Raw genomic sequence first — 20,861 nt, 5'->3', positions numbered from 1 at the left:
CAGCGTTACTAAATCCGTGGTCCTAACAATCGAAGCTCCCACCACGGATTGCGGCGAGGGTGAAATCCGTGATTTCGGCATCGATCCGTTCGTAGCCGTAGGTCTCGCCATCACGGACGATGACACGGTGAAGTCCGGCGTATTGTTGCTCGATTCGAGGATGAATAATGGGGCCAAGCCCACTGGGGTCTACAAGGACAGGCCAACCTGCTGCGGCAAAGGTCCGAGTGGACTGGTCTTGGTAGAAAGCTTGCGAAAGAAAATCAGGACGGTTCCATGTCCTTCCGCCTACGCAGCTGTTATCCCGAAGCCCGTGTTGAGCATGGGTGGAGCCGGTGAGGATGCTTCCCCAGCCCGGTGCGGAAATTGTCGGGACTTCCATCTGCATGGAATGCCAGCTTCCCTCCGCTGCGAGTTTCTGAAGGGTTGAGCCGACTCCTGGTTCGGCGGCGATATCCCAGCGAACGCCATCCAAACCAATAAGTAGGATCCGGCGATGCGAATCTACGGGTTCGGGTGTTGCGGTGTTGCCCGGGTTACGCATTAGCGCTCCTTTGTTTCTTGAAGGACTGTGTCTCAGATACTTCGTCAGTGGTTGCAGTATCGACCACGGCATCGTGACGCAGAGTTTCCAAGCTCACCTGGCTTCCAGTGGGGAATTCGCTTGCTTCGCGGTCGGACATATCGACACGAATCACGGCGCTGCCAGGGCCTGCAAGCATAACCGAGGTGAAAATGCCGCGGAGCTGCTTGTTAAGGACGTGGTACTGGCCTTTGGGATCGGCAGTGATGCGAAGGTCTTCGGGACGAATGAGGCAGGCCAAGATATCTCCGTCTTGCGCATCTATCTCCGGATTGACAACATCGACGCGGGTGCCAAGTACATTGACAGAGCCCGCGTTGTACTCACCACAAATGCGATTGACGACGCCGACGAATTGAGAAATAAACGGCGAACGAGGGTGGTGGTAAAGCTCTGATGGCGAGCCGATCTGCTCAATGACGCCGTTATTCATGACACCAATGCGGTCAGCCATCACGAGAGCTTCTTCCTGGTCGTGAGTGACCAAGAGGGTGGAGATGCCCTCTGAGAGCTGGATACGTCGAATTTCATCACGCAATTGGGTGCGTACTTTCGCATCGAGAGCTGACAGGGGCTCGTCGAGAAGCAAAAGCTGCGGTTCAATCGCTAGCGCTCGGGCAAGCGCAACACGCTGTTGCTGGCCGCCTGACATTTGGCCCGGGAACTTAGCCGTATGCTCCGACAGCCCAACGAGCTCCAAAAGCTCGCCGGCACGGTTGCGGCGATTGGTCTTGTTTTTGCCTTTAATTTTGAGACCGTAGGCGACATTGTCAAGTGCGTCGAGGTGCGGAAACAGCGAGTAAGCCTGGAAGACAATGCCCATATTGCGTCGACGGGTAGGCAAGTAAGAAATCTCGTCGCCATCAATACACACAGAACCTTCGTTGGCATGCTCAAGGCCAGCGAGAATCTTCAGAGTAGTGGATTTACCACAACCGGAAGGGCCAAGGAGAGCTACGAGCTCAGCTTTGCCGATTTCCAGATTAAGGTTGTCGAGAACGGTTTTGGAACCGTACCGCTTAGTGATGTTTTTGAGTTCTACGTGAGAAGAATTCACGCTACTTTTCCTTTCGCGAGGAATCGATTTTTGCAATTGCGGAGATGGATGCCATCAATGCCCAGGTGATGAGAATCGTGATGAAGGAAAGGGCTGCAATACCACGCGGATTGCCTCTGGAAACCTCAACGATGAAGACTGGGAAGGTGTAGTGCAGGAGTAGCGATGCGATTGCGAACTCACCCAAAGTCATCGCGATGGACAGAAGCGAAGCCGAAAGCATGGAAACCCGAAGGTTCGGCAGTACGACGTTAAGCAAGGTCTGCGTTGATGTAGCGCCGAGCGACGAGGATGCTGCAAACATGGTCTTAAGATCCAAAGCTTTAACTCCGGCATCAATTGCTCGATAACACAGCGGAAGCGCCACGATGACGTAAAGCGGAACCAACGACCACTTCGACACGAGGAATGACGGGGCTACCGCTCGGTAGAATTCAGATACTCCGGATACCAATGCAACGGCGGGAATAACCAACGGAAGTACTGACAGTAGCTCTGCAATGCGTGCGAGTTTTGGTGACTTGAGGTTTAGAAAGACGATGGTAGGTACCAGAAGAACCAGCATCAACAGAGTGGTTGCGAGTGCTAGCAACAAGGTGTCGATGACTGCCGACATCGCGCGCGGGTTCTCAAATGCCGAGAGCAGTGGCTCAAATGTGAAGCCGTCACCAGGACGCGTAAAACCGAATACCGCGGCAGCAACCCAAGGACCAAAGAAGAAAATGAGCGCAATTACGAAAATCGTGGTGACAACCCAGTTCGTCTTCCCCTCTTTGGATTGTGATGCCTTAGAGGACGCGGCGGTAGTGGCGGATGATGGAACGGTAGCTAGTTGCTGAGCCATTTGTCACTCCTTCGGGTCAATACAAGGCGCAGGCCCATTGCTACAAGAATGATGATCATCATCCACGTCACGAGGGCAGCCGCAAGACCAGGGTTGAGCAGGACGTTTCCGCTGATGAGGAATCCGATGGCAATCGGAATGAGGTTGAGCGAACCGCCAGCAAGCGCATACGCGGTGGCATAAGCCGCGAAGGCGTTAGCAAACAGTAGGAGTAGCGAACCGACAATGGGCGGCCATAGGACCGGTAGAGCCACGTCTCGTAGGTACTGGCCTTTTGTAGCCCCCAAAGATGAAGCTGCGTCGTACCACTCTTTCTTCAGTGCGCTCATTGAGGGAAGCATGAGGACAGTCATGAGCGGGACTTGGAAGTAGAGGTAGACCAGCGAGACTCCAGCGAAATCAGTGATGGAGAAAACCTCACCGAAATTTGGGTATACCTTCTTGATAACTCCAGTAAGAAGTCCCTGGGTACCCAGCAAAGCGATGAACGCATATGCCAATTGGACACCGCCGGATTGTGCCGCTAGAGCTGAGAAGCTGTTTACGAGGTTGGATAGCCATTTGGGTCCTGACTTTTTAGTTGTCAACGCCCAGGCGATGATGACGCCAAAAAATCCGCCGATAACAGTTGTTAGCAATGAAAGATTGAACGTCAGAAGAAACGCTTCGCGGTAAGCCTGCCCCATTGCCTCGGCCATTGTTTCTATCGAAGGTTGGCCGGTTGCATCCTGGAAGGCTGTGACGACGTTAGCGATAATGGGAATAATCAGAAAGGCCGCGACAAAAGCGAAATAGGGGAGCGCACCCAGAAACGGCGCGAAGTGATTACCCCTGTGATTCTGGTACCTTGTCTTCTTGATTTGCGGACTTCGTTCCTGCGAGGATTTGGTCTTCAAGGTCATTAGTACTTGACCTTCTGAGCCCACTGGGTTGCAATAACTGAATTTGCCTTGTCGCCTTGGTCAGAGTTTGGAAGCTTCACTTTCTCAACGATCTTCGGATCCGGAAGGGTATCGAGTGCTTCATCGGAAAGCTTCCCTGCGTCAGCAAGCTCGGTGAAACGTGCAGGAACGGCGCCACCCAGTGCATACTGTTCAGACCCTTCATCGGAGGTGAGCCAATCAATCCACAGGCGTGCAGCATTCGCGTGCGGGGACTCAATGGTGCACGGCTGAGCGTAGTAGTTACCAAACACACCGTCTTCGAGAACTGTCATCTCGAAGTCGACGCCATCTTTGACCAGCTGATCCTGGACGCCCACCCAGTTGTAGTTCCAGTCGAAGACAACCGAAGCTTCTCCAGTGGTCATGCCAGATGACGGATCAGGGATTGGGACAAGGTGTCCCATGTCTGCAAGATCGGCGAAGAAGTCGATACCAGGCTGGATGTCGTCCAAAGAACCACCATTGGCAAGCGCCGCAGCAAAGACAGTGGCGATGGCGGACGCACCTTGACGCGGATCACCAGGAAGAGCGATCTTGCCCTTGTACTGAGGATCCTTGAGATCCTGGAATGTAGTCGGGATATCGACATCGGCCTTGTTTACGCCCACGGCCAGAACACCGTAGTAGGCACCTACCCACATGCCGTCTTTATCCTTAAGATTCTCCGGGACGGCATCCCAGTTCGACGGCTTGTATGGCTCGATGAGCTTCTGGTTAATCGCCGGAGTAGTGAACGAGTAGCCAATGTCCAAAACATCAGGCTGCGTTTCTTGGCCCCGAAGGTTCTTCACGGCCTCAAGCTCTTCAGCCGAGGACGCATCCGGTGAATCAACCTTGATCTTCACCCCGTACTTTTCTTCAAACTTTTGGAAATGTCCCTTGTAGTTTGCCCATGTCTCGGGATACGCGATGAGTCGAACCTCACCTTCTTCCTTGGCAAGTTTGATGATTTCGTCGATGTTTTCGCCGACTTTGCGGTTAGCAGAGGAAGTGGAGCCATCACTACCGCAAGCAGCAAGGGTGGTGCCTGTTACAGCAAGACCAGCGCCGAAGCCAAGTGCTTGAAGAATAGTGCGGCGGGACAATGCGTTGGACATCAGAGAATCCTTTCGAATCCAAATTGAGGAGGAGGGCTATTTTCTGGACAGTGGAAATTTTGACACCTCATTATTTCCCTTAGGTTCCGTCAAGGTTAACTCTGGTAGAAGATAATTTAATACCTTTAAGCTAGTGTTCCTGTCCTTTAAAAGACTTGCTTATGATGAATTTTCAATTAGTAAGTCCCACGAATGGCAGGAAGCAATATGTCCTTTGAACAGCAGATACGAACTGCCTCAGCGGTAATTTTTGATTTCAACGGAACTATGAGCAATGACGAGAAGGTTTTGGAAGAGTCCTATAGCATTGCTCTGAAGAGTTTGAATCTTGAACCATTGACGGAAGGCGAATACGAAGCCCTACTTGGTCTTAGCGACCTGGATATTTCACAAAACTTGTTGGCGGTTCGCCGCTCATCTCATAGCGTTGAGGATCTGCTCGACGAGCTAACCGAAGCGTACTTAATCTTAAGTCGTGGGGCAGACTTAATTGGGAGCTATACGGTAAAGCTTGTAAATGAACTGCAGAGCCAAGGCAAGAAGGTCGGAGTGGTTACCGGTACCTTCAGAAAGCTCCTCGAACCTGTTTTGAAGGAAAATGGTCTCGATAGCCTCCTTCCCTATGCCGTGACTGTCGAAGATGTCAGCAGAGGTAAGCCATCTCCCGAAGGATTTTTGAAGGGGGCTGGAACGCTGGGGGTGGTGCCAAGTGATGTGTTAGTCTTCGAGGATTCTGGGGCCGGTATAAAAGCAGCTCGTGCTGCGGGCATGAGGACAATTGCGGTAGGCCCGAGTGAAAAGGTCAAATGCTCAGCGGAGTACTCATTTGTGTCGATGGAAGAGGCGGCTCAAGCAGCCTTACGTGCCTTGTGAAGGGGCTGTAACAATTTCAACTTGCGCTAGGTCGCATCGTAGGACGTCACGTGAAAATTCGATGGCAGTGTCGTTTCGTTCGAAGGTGGTCCTTTTTACCCTAAGAATCGGTTGATTGGGACGCAATTGAAGCTTCTTCTTTTCCCACGAAGTGGGAATTTCAGGAGTAATGGTTTCTCTTTTGTGCGCAGGCCTTACGTTATAGCGCTTAGCTAGGAGCTCGTAGAGCGATCCGGTGAGGTCTTGGTCCAGCAAATCTGGTGCGATGTTAATGGGAAAGTAGGAGTCTTCAATGAGCATCGGTACTCCGCTGACCTTGCGTAGTCTTACGATTCGAAAGACTTGCGACCGTGGTTCAAGCCGTAATTCATCGGCAATTTCGTTGTGTGCAGAGACCAAGTCAGTTGCCAAAACCTGAGATTCAACAGTCCGGCCCCGATCCCTAAGTTGCGGAAGAAAGCCCTCCATCCTGTTTATCTGAACAGTTGGAGGCGTGGATTTGATGAAGGTCCCGCCGCCTCGGCCTCGTCGGCGTTCGATGAGTTCCTCTGCTCCGAGAATATCGAGGGCCCGTCGAACCGTAATTCGCGATGCTTCAAATTGTTCCGACAGTGTGCGTTCCGATGGAAGCGAGTTTCCTGGCCGCAATTCGCCGTTAGTAATCCGGGAGCGCAGTTCATCGGCAATATGGAGATAGAGATGCGTCTGGCGGTCAAGGCTGTACACAGGGGCCACTTTACCGGCTGGCTTAATCTGCAACTGAGTGAGTAGGGGCCCGGCTCTTGTAAATGTAATTCGCGGACTGCTGCCCACCATCCATCACTTTGGCTTATGCGCTGGACGCGCATGCCGTGTCAGGGCCGAAACAAGTTCAGCGAAGCAATTAATAAAAGTTTAGATAAATTGCAGGGTTGAGCTGTGGGGTTGCAATAAAACCCCCGAAAATCTGCCCCTTGGTTGACATAGCATCCAATATTTCGAAAATTATACATACTGTGGGGTCATAGAAATCGTTTATGAAAAACGATCTGACCTGGGAAAATGGGGAAAATTACCCCCGATCGGTCCACCCGATCGAATGAATAAATATACGGGCTAAAAGGTTGTGCAAAGAATTTTGTCTCTACTTCTTGGACGGTAGTGAATGAAAAGTGCAGCTAGCGCCGTATTTTGTCTGAAAATTCCGTGAGCACTCTGTAAATGTACCCGTCAAGCTGTGTTGAACCTTGGAATATAGCGATTGACTGTGTATAGACCCCTCGGTACGTTCAGCACTATCTCAGGGAGCTATCAGGCCCTGGGAGCCTGCACTAGCAAGTTAGTGTCCCTTACTTATCGTCGCTACCGACTCCACACACTTACCGGCGCGATAAGACTGACCAGGGACTGACGGAAAGAGGAAATGTGAACAAGTTCAAGAAGGCGCTCGTCGCAGCAGTTGCAACGGGCCTCGTGATCTCTGGTCCGGGCGTCGGCGCTGCCGTTGCTGAGGACACATCCAAGGGCGGCGGTACCTCGGAAACCACCACCCCGGATACCCCGGATACCCCGGATACACCGGGCACCATCGACAAAAACAAGAAGTCCACGCTGACCATCCACAAGTTCTCCAACAATGAGCCGGGCGAGAAAGGCAACGGCCTGAAGCGCGAGAACACCGAAGGTCTGGGAGCTGCACTGGAAGGCGCAAAGTTTGAGATCAAGCGCGTTCAGGGTTTTGACCTGACCACCAACAAGGGCTGGGAGGACCTGTCCAAGGTCAACACCAACGACGAGAAGATCGCCGAGCTCGGCACTGCTGCAACCTCGGTCACAACCGGTGAGACGGACGCCAACGGTGTCCTGGCATTCGAGAACCTCGAGGTCGGTGTGTACTACGTCGAGGAGACCGCTGCCCCGACCGGCCACGAGATTTCCACCAAGCCGTTCCTGGTGACCGTGCCGATGACCAACCCGGACAGCCTGAACGAGTGGAACTATGATGTCCACGTCTACCCGAAGAACAAGAAGGTTGACGAGCCGAACAAGCCGTCCAAGAAGGTCAACGACGAAAAGGCGCCGAAGGTCGGCGACACCGTTTCTTACGAGGCAACCTCCCCGGTCCAGAAGTTTGAGAACCTGACCCGTTTCAAGATCCGCGACTTCTACCCAGCAGATCGCCTCGAGCCGGACGCAATCGAGCCGGTTAAGTCCGTCACCATCACCGGTAACAAGAACGGCGTTGCGACTACTGAGACTCTGGACTTCGCCGACTACGCCGTGAACAACAGCGTTTCCGGACAGACCGATATTCTTCTCAACGCAAAGGGCATTGAGAAGGTCAACGCTTTCGACGCGGATGACGACCGCAAGGTTGTTGTCAACCTCGACTTCACCGTTATCGAGCCAGCTGAGGACGTTGATACGACCGCTCCTATCGTCAACAAGCTTGGCGTGAAGCAGACCAATAATGGCACCCCAGGCGAGGATCCGGGCGAGCCGGAGGAGCCGGGCACCCCCGGTGACACTCCCGAAGAGCCGGGTGATCCGGACGAGTGGCCGAAGTCCTACTACGGTGACGTCCAGATCAAGAAGGTCGGCGATGAGGGCAAGGCCCTAGAGAACGTTGTGTTTGACGTCTACCAGTGCAACAGCAAAGAGGATCTCTCCGCTGAGGCTCTGATCAAGGATGCTGCTCAGACCGATGCTAGCGGTGTCGCCACCATCAAGGGTCTGCGCGCTAACAACTGGGTCAACAACCAGGCATGGCCGCTGGACAACAAGGACCAGGATGGCGACCCGCGCGCTTACCTCGGCTACTGCCTTGTGGAGACCCAGACTGGCAAGGACCACGAGCTCCTGGCTGAGCCGGTCTTCTTCCAGATCGAGGCTGCCAACGACAAGGTTGAGCTCACGTCCCTTGACATCACCAACGCCCCGCACAACGGTGGCTTCAACCTGCCACTCACCGGTGGCCAGGGTGTTCTCTACCTGCTGGCCGGCGGTGTGATCCTGCTCGTGCTTTCTGGTGGTGCAACCTACGTGCTGCGTCGTCGCCAAGCATAGGCGCAGTAAAGACGCAGTAGGGCGCTGAGTTTGTAGGGAGACTCAGCGTCTTAGCTAAGGAGAGGGAGAGAATCTTATGACAGTGACCGAACAATCGGGTGCAGTGCGTACTCAGCACGAGCCTCGGAAGAATCGGCAGCTGATTAAGCTCATACCTCTCCTTTTGGCGCTTGCCGGAATTGTGCTGTTGCTCTACCCGGTGGTGGGAACGCTGCTGAAGAACCACAGCCAGACAGGTCAAGCGCAGGTCTACACCAACCAGATCACTGGTGAAGCCACGCAGGAGGAACGCGAAAAAGCAATCGCTGATGCGCATGCGTGGAACGATGAACATCAGGGCATGCCCATCTTGGACCCGTGGCTCGCACGTGTCACCAAGGACAACCCTGATTACGACACTTACCTCAAGCAATTAAATATCACTGACGCGATGGGACGTATCGTCATCCCAAGCATCAGTTCCGATCTACCGATTTATCACGGAACTCGTGAGGACACACTGACTAGGGGAATCGGCCACCTGTATGGATCCTCGCTTCCGGTCGGCGGTGAAGGAACCCACTCGATTCTCACCGGCCACACGGGGCTTCCGGGCGCCACGATGTGGGACAACCTCAAAGAACTTGTCACTGGTGACGCCGTCTATATGGACGTTGCCGGCCAGAAGATGAAGTACGAGGTATCCAACATTGATGTCGTCCTTCCGGACAAGACCTCAACGCTGGAACCCGTGGCAGGTAAGGATCAGATCACCCTCATTACGTGTACTCCGTATGGCGTCAACTCCCACCGCCTCCTCATCACGGCACAGCGCGTGCCCTTGGATGAGGACGACAACGAGGTCTTTTCACAAACCTATAGCCCGTGGCAGTGGTGGATGACGGCAGCACTGAGCATTGTCGCCGTGGTTATCCTCATCATTTTCCTGGTGTGGATGAGCGCACGAAAGAGGAGGAGAAAAAGGGGCCTAGCGGATGCCTAATATTCGATACAACGCATGGCATCTGTGTGTACTCGCGATTGTTCTTCTGGCTGGAATGATGTGCGTCGCGTTGCCCACGGCCCGGGCTGTAGGTGACGTTGCCCTTATCAACCCGAGCGCGCGTGGCTCACTGACCGTGGTCAAGTCCGCCGGTGATCCTTTCTCCCAGTACGGCAACCCACAGCGCGCAGGGCAGCCCGAGCCGGTCAAACCCATTGAAGGATTGGTCTTTAAGGCCCACAAGGTCGGCGGTATTGATCTCACCACCAATGAGGGCTGGCAGCAGGCTACTGATCTCAACATTGGTGATGTGGTTCCGGCGGGTTCCGAGCACCACCGCCTTGATGACGGCATCGAAGCTACAACGGATGCATCTGGCAGTGCTTCCTTCACGGATCTCGATCTTGGCCTGTACTATGTCACCGAGCTGCCCGGCCCGGCACAAGAGCAGGGCTTCACCACGATCGCTCCTTTCCTTGTTGCTGTTCCGTCCACGAGCGATGACGGAACCTCATGGAATTACGATGTGAGCGTCAACGCCAAGGATCAGAAGCTTGTTGGTTCTAAGGCAGCGGCGAAGAAGTGCCTGGATGTTGGAGAGGATGTTCAGTTCGGCATAAGTGGAACCCTTCCTGCTCCGACACGTGAGGGCACCATCGCACGCTATGAGATCGTTGACCCGCTCGCGCCGGAACTTGAATACGCTGGTGCGGACGAGGCTTTCCTTACCGATGTTGCGGCTGGTGACGTCACTACGCAGCTTGACGACGCCGACTTCACCACCCACATGGACGGTTCCATCGTTCGCTTTTCGCTGACTGAATCAGGCTTGGCTAAGGCTGCGACGATGCGCCAGAGCAACCCAGAGGTTCTTGTCACCTGGCGCTTTATGGTGAAGGTTAATGCGCAGCCGAAGGATGGCAAGGTTCTTAACAAGGGCTACATCCTTCCACAGGGCTTCCCTGAGTTTGACCTAGAGACCACTCCAGGTATTCCGACCAACGAGGTAACTGTTCACGTTGGCGAGTGCGGCGAGACTCCTGGAACCACCCCGACCCCGGGAACTGGAACGCCGGAGCCCACGCCGAATGACACTCCCACTCCGGGGAAGACCCCTGAGGAATTTCCGGGAAAGACTCCCGACAACACTCCGCAAGAGACTCCGGCCGACACCCCGGACTTGACTCCGGATGAGGGCACTCCGGACAGGGGATCGCGTGAGACCGAGACCTCTACAACGACGAACCGTTTCGGCATTCCGCTGATTATCCCAGTGCCGCTGGTCCCAGTTCCGGTTCCTGGCCCCGGTATCCCGGGTCACCCAGAAGAGTTCGATCCGCGTGAGCCGGTCGTCCTTGCGGGTACTCCACCGGAGGACACCGTTGTATCGGAAACTCCGAGCGACTCTTACCTGGCAATGACCGGTGCGAATGTCCTTCGTATGGCCGGTGCCGGCATTCTCCTTCTGATTGCTGGAGGCTACCTGGCTACCCGATCCACATGTGAGGGTGAGCAGTAATGATTCGACCTCAGCTTTTCACTAACCATAAAATTTCGAAAGGTGTAACCCCGGTGCGGCGTACAGGTAACTTCCTCAAACTCGCCTCGGTTGCGGCCGTTGGTGCTTTGTCCTTTGGTGTCACTCCGTTCGCGTCCGCGCAAGAAGCCGACGTTGCGACTGGCTCTCCAGTCGAGTCTGCTTCCATGCGTGAGCTTTCCGAGGACTCTACTGTGCTTGACGTTGCTCCCGTGGATGAAGCTCAGCCGGAGACTGCGAGTGCAACGGCACAGCCCACAGCTGAGCCTCAGCAATCCGACCTAACTAAGGCTTCCCCGGCGGCCACTACGGCACCTGTGACCCCGAAGGCCGCGCCCTCTTCTTCGTCAGCCGCTCCTTCGTCCAGTGCTGCTACGTCCAGCACAGCTACGTCCAGTACAGCTACGTCCAGTACAGCTACGTCCAGCACTGCTACGTCCTCGGCGGCCGCACCACAGAAGAACATCTCCCCAGTCCAAGAGGACTCTGTAAAGGTTGCCTCGTTGGGCAGCGTAATGTTCAAAGTTACGCTCAAGACTAATGAACGCACGGCCGGCGGCGACGTAGCTGTTCCGCCAATTACCCTGTCTCATGAGAACACCAATCGAGCAAAGGTTACTGCGTACCCTGCGCTGGTAAACAATGAAAAGATCGATACGGCCTTCGCCAGCGCAGAGAAGCTGAAGAAGGATTACGATCTCCTCTCCTTCGACCTGTACGAGGTTGCGACCGCGGCTGATGGGGAAGTCAGCTTCATCTACGAAGTAGCCGGCGCTACTGTCGACGAGAAAGCAGAGCAGACAGCCTGGAAGGTGGCAGGCGAGGATCAAAAGTCCGCATTCGTTCTTGGTGACGTCCTTGATACCAAGGTCCGAACCTTGGGAGTGGGAACGCGATCTGCTGCAGGAGCTACCACGTCGACGGCTCCGAAGGTATCGGAGGGCCCAGCGACGATTGCACCTAGCATCCCAGAAATCTCAAGTGCTGTGGACTTCGTCGACCGCTACCCGGGCGCTACGACGAACAACACGCGCTACTACGGTCCGCTCAACGACGTTGGCCTCGATTTTGGAACGGAATACGAGCAGAGCCCAGAGCGATGGGAGATCCAGAAAGATTCTTCCCACATGGATAGCGGCGATTGGCGTTGTGAGGGCTCGCGTTTCACGTATCCAATGCGTCACCGCAACTGGTCAACGGGACATTATCCTACAAATCCGGGTGATCGACCGATCCGCGGTCCCATTCCTCTAGGATATAACGACACGGGAAGGGAACGAGGTCAAGATAACGTTGTCTACCGCGAGAATGAGCAGGGATACTTCTACTCCCGTGACCACGTTCAGTATGCATGGAGCACGTCCACCTCGGGTATTGCTCCGGTGTACCGCGGTGAAGAGTTTGTGCTGGGCGGCGGCGACCCAGATGCCGTATGGTACGGCGGCACTTTCACAACGCCGCGAAACGGTGACATTGACTGGAATGAGAACTACCGCCAATCGGGTCGCCCGGGTTTCAAGCTGTACATCGAAGGCCAGGTGAACATCGATACCTGGGAATTCCAGCGCTTTAAGGATGGTCATTACTGGCGAGTCGCCTACTTCTCACCTAATGAGGATGTCGTCGTGGAAATCGGCTCCCGCGGCGGCAAGGGCGACTTCAATATCAATTTTTACGATTACCAGCAGATGGTAGACGCTGGTGTTCTTCGGGACAACAAGCTGGATATTCCGAAGATCGCAAGAACCGGCGGATATTCCAAATACAATGTCGGTATCCCAACGCCGAACTGGACCCGAGTGTTCCTAGGCTATGGTTCCGGCGGGCTTAATGACAAGAATGCGGATAATCTCCAGAACCTGGCTTGCGTTAACTCGTACCTTGCTGGCGAGTTCGTGCCGATTTTCGAGCTGGGGCCGCAAACACCTCCCACTGAGCCAACGCCGTCTACAGAACCCGGCAAACTAACGGTTGAAAAGTCTGTCACAACAGTTGATGGTGAAAAGACCTGGCATGAGGACAATGAGACCGGCAAGAAATACATTGACTACACGATCGACGTTAAGGCTCCGGAGGAGAAGGGCAAGTACTTCTACAAGGTAGAGGACACTCCCGATTTCGGTGCTGGATTAAAGGTTAGTGACCTGAAGATTATGGACGTGACTGGAAAGTCCTCGTCAGAGTTTGCGGTGACAGAGTCTAGGACCTCTGACGGCCAGCCGAAGTTTACAATCTCTCAGAAGGATGCAAGGACAAACGAGTACTCGGACTACCTCGAGATTGGGGAGAACCAAACTCACTCGATTGACGTCCGTGCGTACTTCGATGTGCCAGAGGACTTGTCCATAACGGACCAGAAGTGTTCTGCCGGCCACGGTCTGTACAACGAGGCGTTACTGAATGTGTATGGCTCCGACGAGAAGCCTTCTGATGATGCATGTGCAACGTACAACCAGAAGGGCAAGGATCCCGAGCCAGAGGACAACGTTACGATCACAAAGGAAGTAGTCGAGGCTTCGACGAAGCAGGCATGGGCCAAGGACAGCTCTGGCAAGTACTACATTGACTACACCTTGAAGGTCGAAACCGCGCCAGGTGCTAAGTCCCTCTACAAGATTCGTGAGACCCCGGACTTCGGTCCTAACATCAAGGTCACTGACCTTCAGATTCGGGAGGTTAAGGGCAAGCGCAAGAATGATTTCAAGATCACGCGCGCAGGAAGCACTGGTGAAGCTGTTAGCTTCGTCATTGCCCAGAAAGAAGCCCGCGAGGTGTCTTCGTTCCCGCAGTATGGCAAGAATGATTTCCTGGAAATTTGGGGTGCACCGAATCCCGCTCACATGATTACGCTTCGTGCGTACTTTGATCCCACGGCGAACAATGTGGCGACCACCGTTGGCGAGTGCGAGCCGGGGGACAGTTTGTACAACGTGGCAACGATTGCCTTGCCTGGCGGTAAGGATGGTGCTTCCGCATTCGACTGTGCCGACTTCGAAGAGGACAAGTTTGGTGGAAAGCTCGAGGTGAAGAAGACGGTCGTTCCTTTCTCAAAGGAACAGGCGTGGGGTGAGGTTGAACGCAATGGCGTGATGACCAAGTACATCGACTACACCATCGCCGTCACTGCGCCAGACAAGGAGTCTGATTACAAATACTGGTACACGGTGACCGATGAGCCGGATTTCGGTGCGGACCTCAAGGTGACAGATGTGGACCTGATTGACGTCGAGGGCAAGAAGGCAGGGGATTTCAACACCGTTGTGCGTACTTCCGGTGGGGAAGTATTGTCCGTAGTCTTCAAGAACAAAGAGACGCGTCAGAAGTCTTATGGCCCACAGATGCCGCATGAGTTCTTAGAAATCTGGCCGGGACAGACGCATACCCTCCATGTGCGTGCCTACTTCGACAAAGTGGACGAGGACAAACCCGCAACCACTGGTGACGTGTGCCAGGCCGGTGATGGCCTGTACAACATGGCAACTCTGGGTCTGCCGAATGAAACCGAAGGTCCGAGCGACGATGCCTGTGCACCGTTCGTTGATGATGAGCCTGAGGAGGAACCGGGTGTCACTGTCGGTGTGGCCAAGATGAACGAGAAGAATGAGTATCTCCCCATCGGGACCGAATATTCCTTCTCCATCTACGACAAGGACGGCACCGAGGTCAAGCTTGACCATGTTGAAGAGCACGGAGATTCCTCCACGACCTTCGAGATCAAGAAGTCGAAGGAGCAGGCACTGAAGGTGGGCGAACGTTACACGCTCGTGGAAACCAAGGCTCCAGCTGGATTTGAGCTCCTTGCAGAGGCTGTTGCGTTCACAGTGCAGCGCGCCGAGGATGGCGAGCTCGGCCTTAAGATTGAGGATGCGCACCGTCATCCGCAGGTACAAGTCCTGACTCACGGTGATAAACAGGATGAGAACTCGGTGTACTTCGCGGTGGCGGATATGCGCCAGGGTGACCTGCCGGCATCGGGTGACCGTGGAGTGTTCTGGACATTGGGTCTCGGTATTGCGGCGCTGATTGTGGCAGCGGGAGCTACTCTGCGGCGTCGAGCCTAAGTGTGACTGAACCGCAGTAACGCTAAAGGGCCTAGCTATCCACGTGATGTGGGGAAGCTAGGCCCTTTACTGTGCGAGGCGTTTAACGGCCGAAGTTCTGCACGGCGTAAAGCTTGCCGTCCGGGCTGGTGGCTACGCCGATACCGATGGACTTAGCGCGCGGGTCGAGCAGGTTCTTGCGGTGACCCGGGGAGTCCATCCACAGCTGAACAAGGCGGGCATCGGAGTAGTCGGTCCATGCCTGGAGGACGTTCTCGCCACCAGCCGGCAGGCCAGCGGGGTAGTGGGTCCAGTAGTTCGGGCGGTGGCGGATACGGCCTTCGCGGCTCAGGGTGTTGGCCCAATCCTGTGCCAGGTTGGTCAGGCTCGGGTCAACGCGCAGCGGGGCGAGACCGTTAGCCTTGCGGTGTGCATTAGTTTGATTAATGAGACCCTGGACGCTGGCAGAGGCGTTCGGAGCTGACACAACTGGGCCGGCAGCGGCCGGGGTGGTCGCGGTGGTCGGGGTGGTGAAGCCAAAGGAAGCCGGGTTGAAGGCGCCGAAGGAGCTACCAGCTTGAGCAGGGGCATTGACGGAGCCTGCGAAGAGTGCTGCGGCGGCGGCAACTGGGGCGACAATCTTCGTGGCGGTGCGTCCAAACTGGAGACGGAACATCGTGGTTCCTCTTTCTATTTCGGGCCTATGTGGCGGTGTGGTTCCCCGCGTGGTTCGCGGTTCCTTTCACTTAGAATTAAAGCTCCTGTCGCCCGCTTAAGGCTAGCTGACCAGCAGTTTTAAGCTTTATCCCTAGGTTTGCACCGCTTTGCATCCTGGTTCTAAGCTTCTGTTGGCTTTTGGGCGCTTTTTGCCTGAATTTGCATAGTTTGGCTCAGAAAGTAATGGGGCCGGGGGTGATTGGCGGGGGTGGGCACTCAGGATTGAATGTCTGCATCCTGGGGTTTTCGTTGGTGACAGGTCAACTATTGCCAAAACCTTGGGTACTTCTATAGAAAATCATGGATTGTTCCTGGGAAAGGATAATTTGCACTTATGTGAAGGGGGTTGTGGGGTAGGGAGGGCGTCGGCAAGCACGGCGCCGAAATTGGGGCCAGATAGGGATCAACGAAGCCCCGCAGTGCGCCAAGAGAACGCAGTGCGGGGCTCAGTTAGGTCAATAGGTGAGGGGTGTCTTACTTGATGTCCCCAACCACATCCGGGTTGTTGTCTAGCCACTCCTGGACGGCCTCCGGCTCCTTGCCTTCGCCGTACTCGTTGACCACGAGGTCCTCGAGGGTGCCGTACTGTTCATCGTCCAGCTTGAGGCCCTTGAGCCACTCAGCGACCTCCGGGTTGTCTTCCTCAAAGCCTTCGCGGGCCAGCCAGTGAAGGCCCTCAGTGTCACCCAAGGTGCCCTTCGGGTCCTCCAGATCCTTCACCGGGAACTTAGCGTTGGCCCAGAACGGACGCCACAGGGTGACAACGATGTCCTTCTCAGCGTCGGTCGCGGACTTCAGCTCAGAGAGCATTGCCGGGGTGGAGGAGGTGGACAGGGTATAGCCATCCAGTTCATAACCGTCAATGGTCTCCTGAGAAGCCTTGGTTAGACCGGCGCCGGGCTCGATACCGACGATCTTGCCGTCGAAGCGTTCTCCCTGGCCCTTGAGGTCCTCGATGGAGTTGACGTCATCCATGTACTCCGGAACTGCCCAGGTTAGGCGGGCGTTCTCGTAGTAGGCGCCCAAGTCCTCAATCTTGTCGGAGTACTTGTCCATGTACTGCTTGTGGGTGAACTCAGACCAGGCGGACGGGTAGATGTCGATGTCGCCGGAAGCCAGCGCCGTGTAGACCACGGCGGCGTCATTGAGCTGCTCGTGCTCGACGGTGTAGCCGGCTTCCTCCAGCTTGTTCTGCAGGAGGTACGCGGTGGAGAGGCCATCAGTCCAGGACGGGATGTAGCCCATGGTGATGGTGCCCTTGTCACCGTCCTTGCCGGAGTCGGAATCAGACGCAGAGTCCGAGGAGTCAGAGGAGCAGGCCACGAGGGACGCGCTCAGCGCAACAGCGGAGACGGTGGCCAGAATCTTACGGGAGAACATGCAAAGTCCTTTCGGAGTTGAGCAGTGAGAGGTATGAAGTTATCTGGTGTGCAGCTCTTACTTGCGCACCAAGTTCAGAATCGAGGACGGGTAGCTCTTCAGTGAGCCCAGTGCTGCGGTGAGGCGGTCCAGAAAGACCGCCAGGATGACCACGGCTAGACCAGCCTCGACGCCCTGGGCGATGTCCAACGTGGAAATGGCGGAAACCACTTCCTTGCCCAGGCCATCCGCGCCGACCATGCCGGCAATAACTGCCATGGACAGAGACAACATGATGACCTGGTTGATGCCGGCCATGATGGTCGGAACGGCCAATGGCAGCTGGATTCCCTTAAGGATCTGCCAGTTGGTGGCGCCGTAGGATTTACCAGCTTCTACGGTCTCGCTATCAACCTGACGGATTCCCAACTCAGTCATGCGCACCCCAGGAGGAAGCGCGAAGATAATGGTGGAGAAGATGCCGGGCACTACACCGATGGAGAAGAAGGTCACCGCGGGGATGAGGTACACAAAGGCCGGCATGGTCTGCATGAAGTCCATAATCGGGCGAATGATCGCGCTGGCGGTGTTGGACTTCGCTGCCCAGATGCCCAGGGGCACTGCCAGGATGGTGGCAGACAGCGTGGCGATGAGGACCAGCGACATGGTCTCCAGCATGGTGTCCCACTGGCGCATGCACATCACAAGGAGGAAGCCAAGGGCGGAGCCGATGGCGAACTTCGGCGAGCGGAAGAGCCAGCCCAGCAGCACCAGAATAACCAGCATGATGATGCCGGGGATCGACAGGAGAATCTCGGAGAAGCCGTCGATGAGGAAGCTCATGATGGCGGAGAAGGCGTCGAAAAGCACGGCGGCGTTATCGGTGAGCCAGTCGATGCCATCTGAGGCCCACTCGCCGACGGGGATGCGGGGCAATGCGGTTTGGTCCATGGCTTAGTTCTCCTCTCCTGTGGTGGCGGTGTCACTCGATGCGGCGGCCAACAAAGTCACGCGTGGGATGACACCGGTGAACTTGCCCTTGCCATCCACGACAAGCAGTGGTGTTGTGGTGTCCGCGGCGAAGCCGAAAAGTTCAGCAATGTTCTGGTTTTCGTGGACAATATGGGTGGTCGTGGAATCGAGCGGCAGTTCGCTGCTTTCGGTGCGCACGGCCTTCGCAATGTCCTCTTCCCAGACCACGCCGGCCGGGGTTCGGTCGGCATTGAGAACCACGAGCCAGGAGTTCTGGGATTCACGCAGCAACTTCTGTGCGGTGAGAGGGCCTTGATTAACACCAAGAGTGTTCTGTGGGCGTTCCACAATATTCTCGGCGTTGAGCACGCGGGAGCGGTCGACGTCTTTGACGAAGTTGGCCACGTAATTGTTAGTCGGGTTCTGCAGGATCTCTTCTGCCGTGCCGACCTGTTCCACACGTCCATCACGCATCATGGCGATGTGGTCACCAATGCGCATGGCCTCGTTGAGATCGTGGGTGATGAAGACAATGGTCTTGTTGAGGGATGCCTGCAAGTCAATGAGCTGGTCCTGCATGTCCTTGCGGATGAGCGGGTCCAGCGCGGAGAAGGCCTCATCCATGAGGAGGATGTCAGTATCCGCGGCGAGCGCACGGGCTAGGCCAACGCGCTGCTGCATACCGCCGGAGAGCTCATCCGGCATGGAATTACCCCAGCCCTCGAGTCCGACCATGGCCAAGGCTTCCTCGGCCTTGGCTTCACGCTCGTGCTTGGCGACGCCCTTAATTTCCAACCCATACGCCGCATTCTCGCCCACGGTGCGGTGGGGCAGCAGTGCAAAGGACTGGAAGACCATGGAGATTCGGTCGCGGCGCACCGCGCGCAGCTCGCTCTCCGACATTCCAGCCAAGTTCTGGTCGCCGATGTAAATTTCGCCCGAGGTGGCGTCCCACAGGCCGTTGAGCATGCGGATGAGCGTTGACTTTCCGGAGCCAGAAAGTCCCATGACGACGAAGATTTCGCCCGGCTGAACCTCGAAGCTGGCATCAATCACCGCGGCTGTGAGGCCTTGTTCACGAAGGTCCTCGCGCGTCGACCCGCTCTTGAGGGCCTCGACACCTTTCTCGGCATTTTTGCCGAAGACCTTGTACAGATTCTTGGCAGTAATCGCTGCCATCTGCCCTCCTTGCTGCGGAAACTTTGAACCTTTTAACCGTGTCATGGCCTTCAGGCGGTTTCAACCGTAAAAAGAGCTTGTTGACAGATCCCACCGTTATAGATGTGCAGGCTGTATGCCTGCACGGGGAGCGCTCCCCATGCCTTCGTGCTGGGCATACGGTCGGTGGCGAGGTGATGGGGTCTAGCACTGCACGGTCCTAGATAACGAAGCTGTAACAACTGCCTTGTGGTGCTGCCTAAGCGGTGTCAGCCCCCTAGACGTGGGTGGCTGATAGGCTCATGCGCCATGGCTCTCTTTGACGCTCCGCTGCTTCTCGACGGCGGCCTCGGCACCCACCTAGAAACCCGCGGCCACGACATATCTGGGCCCTTATGGTCAGCGCGGATTCTCCGCGAAGTGCCAGAGGAAATTCAGGCCGCGCATGCTGATTTCTTTGCTGCCGGTGCTCAGGTGGCCACGACTGCGTCCTATCAGGTGACGTTTGATGCTCTTGGCGAGGAAGCTGAAAGCCTCTTGCGCCGCAGTGTCTCCCTAGCTCGCGCTGCCGCTGGTAAACACCTCGTGGCAGCATCGATCGGACCGTATGGTGCTGGCCCCGGGGAGGGCACCGACTATGACGGTGCCTATGACCTCAGCCGCTCTGAACTGCATCGGTGGCATGCCCGCCGCGTGGCGGTGCTCGCGGATACGGATGCTGACTTTCTCTTGGCAGAAACCATCCCCAATGTCGATGAGGCTGCGGCTCTGCTTGAACTTCTTTCGGATCAACCAAAACCATTCGCGCTGAGTATTACCGGCGCTATCGCTGAGTCGCCGGCGAAGCTTGAACAGGTGCTGGAGCTGGTCAGCGCTTTCCCCCGCCTGGGCGCTCTGGGTGTGAACTGCGTGAGTGCCCCAGAAGCTCTCCGCGTTGTGGAGGCTTTGCGTAAGGGGACCGACAAACCCCTGCTGGCCTATCCCAATAGTGGGGAGACTTGGGATCATGCTGCCCGACAGTGGCGCCGCGCCGCCTCTGGTGAGCCCGGACTTATCGAGACTGTGCCGGCTCTGCGCGAAGCAGGTGTCACTCTTCTGGGCGGCTGTTGCCGGGTAGGGCCTGACCTTCTTAGCCAGCTCGCGTACGATTTTAAGAAACCGGCGAAGGAAGGACGCTGCGCAGACGCGCTGTAACAATCATTCGGATGAAGCGGGCGAATGTGCAGTACAGTGGCACACGTGAAGAAATCTCTCCTTACTGCCTGCACTGTTGCGTTAGCGCTATCGCTGTCCGCACCTGCCGCACATGCTGAACTTACCCAAACTGAGCGCGACCAGTTCCGCACCGATCCGGTGGGAGCCATCGCGTGGCAGTCCATTAAAGGATCTTCTGAAGGTCTTCGCGCCGACGGTGGATCGTTCACCGCAGCATCCTTTTTCTCCATGACGACGCCGGGGCAGAACATCGGCATGCCAGCGCTGCAGAACTGCGCGGAGCGCGTGGGCTCCTCCTCGCCGGCCGGCGGTGTGCGCTTCGTTGCTGCCGCTGTGTGCGCCACCTTCGACTCGAATTCCCGCAGTGAGGTGCAGCGCGCGAGCCTTCCTTCAATGCCGGTGCGTTAAGTTCGCGGTGAGTCAGCTACACACGTAGCT

At 55.9% G+C, this 20,861-nt stretch carries 17 protein-coding genes; 7 read left to right on the top strand and 10 right to left on the bottom strand.

Going from position 1 to position 20,861, the window contains the following annotated elements:
* Positions 1-22 precede the first annotated feature (22 nt).
* Genes HMPREF3149_RS12890 through HMPREF3149_RS02455 form a run of 5 tightly spaced genes read right to left on the bottom strand, consistent with a single transcriptional unit; the run spans position 23 to position 4,525 of the window.
* Positions 23-544 (bottom strand): alkaline phosphatase family protein, encoded by a 522-nt coding sequence (locus HMPREF3149_RS12890; protein ID WP_168162171.1) that lies wholly within the window; start codon positions 542-544, stop codon positions 23-25.
* Positions 537-1,640, bottom strand: a complete 1,104-nt coding sequence (locus tag HMPREF3149_RS02470) for an ABC transporter ATP-binding protein (RefSeq protein WP_070536331.1) — start codon at positions 1,638-1,640, stop codon at positions 537-539. The genes HMPREF3149_RS12890 and HMPREF3149_RS02470 overlap by 8 nt, the downstream gene beginning before the upstream one ends.
* Position 1,641: 1 nt before the next feature.
* The gene (locus tag HMPREF3149_RS02465) at positions 1,642-2,484 is read right to left on the bottom strand and encodes an ABC transporter permease (RefSeq protein ID WP_083280750.1); all 843 of its coding nucleotides are present in this window, start codon (positions 2,482-2,484) and stop codon (positions 1,642-1,644) included.
* A complete protein-coding gene (locus HMPREF3149_RS02460; protein ID WP_070536329.1) occupies positions 2,469-3,386 on the bottom strand; it encodes an ABC transporter permease in 918 nt (305 codons plus the stop codon). The genes HMPREF3149_RS02465 and HMPREF3149_RS02460 overlap by 16 nt, the downstream gene beginning before the upstream one ends.
* On the bottom strand, positions 3,386-4,525 hold the full coding sequence (locus HMPREF3149_RS02455) for an ABC transporter substrate-binding protein (RefSeq protein WP_070536327.1): 1,140 nt from the start codon (positions 4,523-4,525) through the stop codon (positions 3,386-3,388). Before HMPREF3149_RS02455 ends, HMPREF3149_RS02460 begins: the two co-directional genes overlap by 1 nt.
* Before the next feature lie 207 nt (positions 4,526-4,732).
* Here HMPREF3149_RS02455 and HMPREF3149_RS02450 point away from each other — a divergent pair, with 207 nt between their 5' ends.
* Positions 4,733-5,398 carry an HAD family hydrolase gene (locus tag HMPREF3149_RS02450; RefSeq protein ID WP_070536325.1) on the top strand — a complete coding sequence of 222 codons (666 nt, stop codon included), beginning with the start codon at positions 4,733-4,735 and terminating at the stop codon, positions 5,396-5,398.
* On the opposite strand, the gene HMPREF3149_RS02445 is transcribed toward HMPREF3149_RS02450, so the two are convergent.
* On the bottom strand, positions 5,384-6,124 hold the full coding sequence (locus HMPREF3149_RS02445; RefSeq protein WP_168162170.1) for a GntR family transcriptional regulator: 741 nt from the start codon (positions 6,122-6,124) through the stop codon (positions 5,384-5,386). The genes HMPREF3149_RS02450 and HMPREF3149_RS02445 overlap by 15 nt on opposite strands.
* 678 nt (positions 6,125-6,802) lie before the next feature.
* Here HMPREF3149_RS02445 and HMPREF3149_RS02440 point away from each other — a divergent pair.
* From HMPREF3149_RS02440 to HMPREF3149_RS02420, 4 genes are all read left to right on the top strand, one after another.
* On the top strand, positions 6,803-8,443 hold the full coding sequence (locus tag HMPREF3149_RS02440) for a SpaH/EbpB family LPXTG-anchored major pilin (protein ID WP_070536323.1): 1,641 nt from the start codon (positions 6,803-6,805) through the stop codon (positions 8,441-8,443).
* A 76-nt stretch (positions 8,444-8,519) separates the two neighbouring features.
* On the top strand, positions 8,520-9,425 hold the full coding sequence (locus HMPREF3149_RS02435; protein WP_070536321.1) for a class C sortase: 906 nt from the start codon (positions 8,520-8,522) through the stop codon (positions 9,423-9,425).
* Entirely contained in the window at positions 9,418-10,944 is a 1,527-nt protein-coding gene (locus tag HMPREF3149_RS02430) for a SpaH/EbpB family LPXTG-anchored major pilin (RefSeq protein ID WP_083280747.1), read from the top strand. The genes HMPREF3149_RS02435 and HMPREF3149_RS02430 overlap by 8 nt, the downstream gene beginning before the upstream one ends.
* A 53-nt stretch (positions 10,945-10,997) precedes the next feature.
* Entirely contained in the window at positions 10,998-15,023 is a 4,026-nt protein-coding gene (locus tag HMPREF3149_RS02420) for a SpaA isopeptide-forming pilin-related protein (RefSeq protein WP_141741433.1), read from the top strand.
* Between the two features lie 82 nt (positions 15,024-15,105).
* Here HMPREF3149_RS02420 and HMPREF3149_RS02415 read toward each other — a convergent pair whose 3' ends face one another.
* The 4 genes from HMPREF3149_RS02415 to HMPREF3149_RS02400 all read right to left on the bottom strand — a co-directional run bounded on the left by HMPREF3149_RS02415 (position 15,106) and on the right by HMPREF3149_RS02400 (position 19,229).
* Positions 15,106-15,678, bottom strand: a complete 573-nt coding sequence (locus HMPREF3149_RS02415; RefSeq protein WP_070536314.1) for a CAP domain-containing protein — start codon at positions 15,676-15,678, stop codon at positions 15,106-15,108.
* Between the two features lie 515 nt (positions 15,679-16,193).
* Positions 16,194-17,099, bottom strand: a complete 906-nt coding sequence (locus HMPREF3149_RS02410) for a glycine betaine ABC transporter substrate-binding protein (RefSeq protein ID WP_070536313.1) — start codon at positions 17,097-17,099, stop codon at positions 16,194-16,196.
* Positions 17,100-17,156: 57 nt separating this feature from the next.
* Positions 17,157-18,029 (bottom strand): ABC transporter permease, encoded by an 873-nt coding sequence (locus HMPREF3149_RS02405; RefSeq protein ID WP_070536311.1) that lies wholly within the window; start codon positions 18,027-18,029, stop codon positions 17,157-17,159.
* Between the two features lie 3 nt (positions 18,030-18,032).
* Positions 18,033-19,229 (bottom strand): quaternary amine ABC transporter ATP-binding protein, encoded by a 1,197-nt coding sequence (locus HMPREF3149_RS02400; RefSeq protein ID WP_070536309.1) that lies wholly within the window; start codon positions 19,227-19,229, stop codon positions 18,033-18,035.
* A 288-nt stretch (positions 19,230-19,517) separates the two neighbouring features.
* Here HMPREF3149_RS02400 and mmuM point away from each other — a divergent pair, with 288 nt between their 5' ends.
* A complete protein-coding gene (mmuM, locus tag HMPREF3149_RS02395) occupies positions 19,518-20,402 on the top strand; it encodes a homocysteine S-methyltransferase (RefSeq protein WP_070536308.1) in 885 nt (294 codons plus the stop codon).
* A gap of 45 nt (positions 20,403-20,447) precedes the next feature.
* Positions 20,448-20,831 (top strand): hypothetical protein, encoded by a 384-nt coding sequence (locus tag HMPREF3149_RS02390; protein ID WP_070536344.1) that lies wholly within the window; start codon positions 20,448-20,450, stop codon positions 20,829-20,831.
* Positions 20,832-20,861 lie beyond the last annotated feature (30 nt).

The sequence above is a fragment of the Corynebacterium sp. HMSC05E07 genome (assembly GCF_001807225.1).
Taxonomy (GTDB): domain Bacteria; phylum Actinomycetota; class Actinomycetes; order Mycobacteriales; family Mycobacteriaceae; genus Corynebacterium; species Corynebacterium singulare.
This window is presented reverse-complemented; position numbering and strand designations above follow the sequence as displayed.

What these genes read in the sequence shown, in the direction of transcription:
- HMPREF3149_RS12890 (WP_168162171.1), bottom strand. Translation starts at nt 544, where the DNA reads ATGCGTAACCCGGGCAACACCGCAACACCCGAACCCGTAGATTCGCAT.
- HMPREF3149_RS02465 (WP_083280750.1), bottom strand. Translation starts at nt 2,484, where the DNA reads ATGGCTCAGCAACTAGCTACCGTTCCATCATCCGCCACTACCGCCGCG.
- HMPREF3149_RS02460 (WP_070536329.1), bottom strand. Translation starts at nt 3,386, where the DNA reads ATGACCTTGAAGACCAAATCCTCGCAGGAACGAAGTCCGCAAATCAAG.
- HMPREF3149_RS02455 (WP_070536327.1), bottom strand. Translation starts at nt 4,525, where the DNA reads ATGTCCAACGCATTGTCCCGCCGCACTATTCTTCAAGCACTTGGCTTC.
- HMPREF3149_RS02450 (WP_070536325.1), top strand. Translation starts at nt 4,733, where the DNA reads ATGTCCTTTGAACAGCAGATACGAACTGCCTCAGCGGTAATTTTTGAT.
- HMPREF3149_RS02435 (WP_070536321.1), top strand. Translation starts at nt 8,520, where the DNA reads ATGACAGTGACCGAACAATCGGGTGCAGTGCGTACTCAGCACGAGCCT.
- HMPREF3149_RS02430 (WP_083280747.1), top strand. Translation starts at nt 9,418, where the DNA reads ATGCCTAATATTCGATACAACGCATGGCATCTGTGTGTACTCGCGATT.
- HMPREF3149_RS02415 (WP_070536314.1), bottom strand. Translation starts at nt 15,678, where the DNA reads ATGTTCCGTCTCCAGTTTGGACGCACCGCCACGAAGATTGTCGCCCCA.
- HMPREF3149_RS02410 (WP_070536313.1), bottom strand. Translation starts at nt 17,099, where the DNA reads ATGTTCTCCCGTAAGATTCTGGCCACCGTCTCCGCTGTTGCGCTGAGC.
- HMPREF3149_RS02405 (WP_070536311.1), bottom strand. Translation starts at nt 18,029, where the DNA reads ATGGACCAAACCGCATTGCCCCGCATCCCCGTCGGCGAGTGGGCCTCA.
- HMPREF3149_RS02400 (WP_070536309.1), bottom strand. Translation starts at nt 19,229, where the DNA reads ATGGCAGCGATTACTGCCAAGAATCTGTACAAGGTCTTCGGCAAAAAT.
- mmuM (WP_070536308.1), top strand. Translation starts at nt 19,518, where the DNA reads ATGGCTCTCTTTGACGCTCCGCTGCTTCTCGACGGCGGCCTCGGCACC.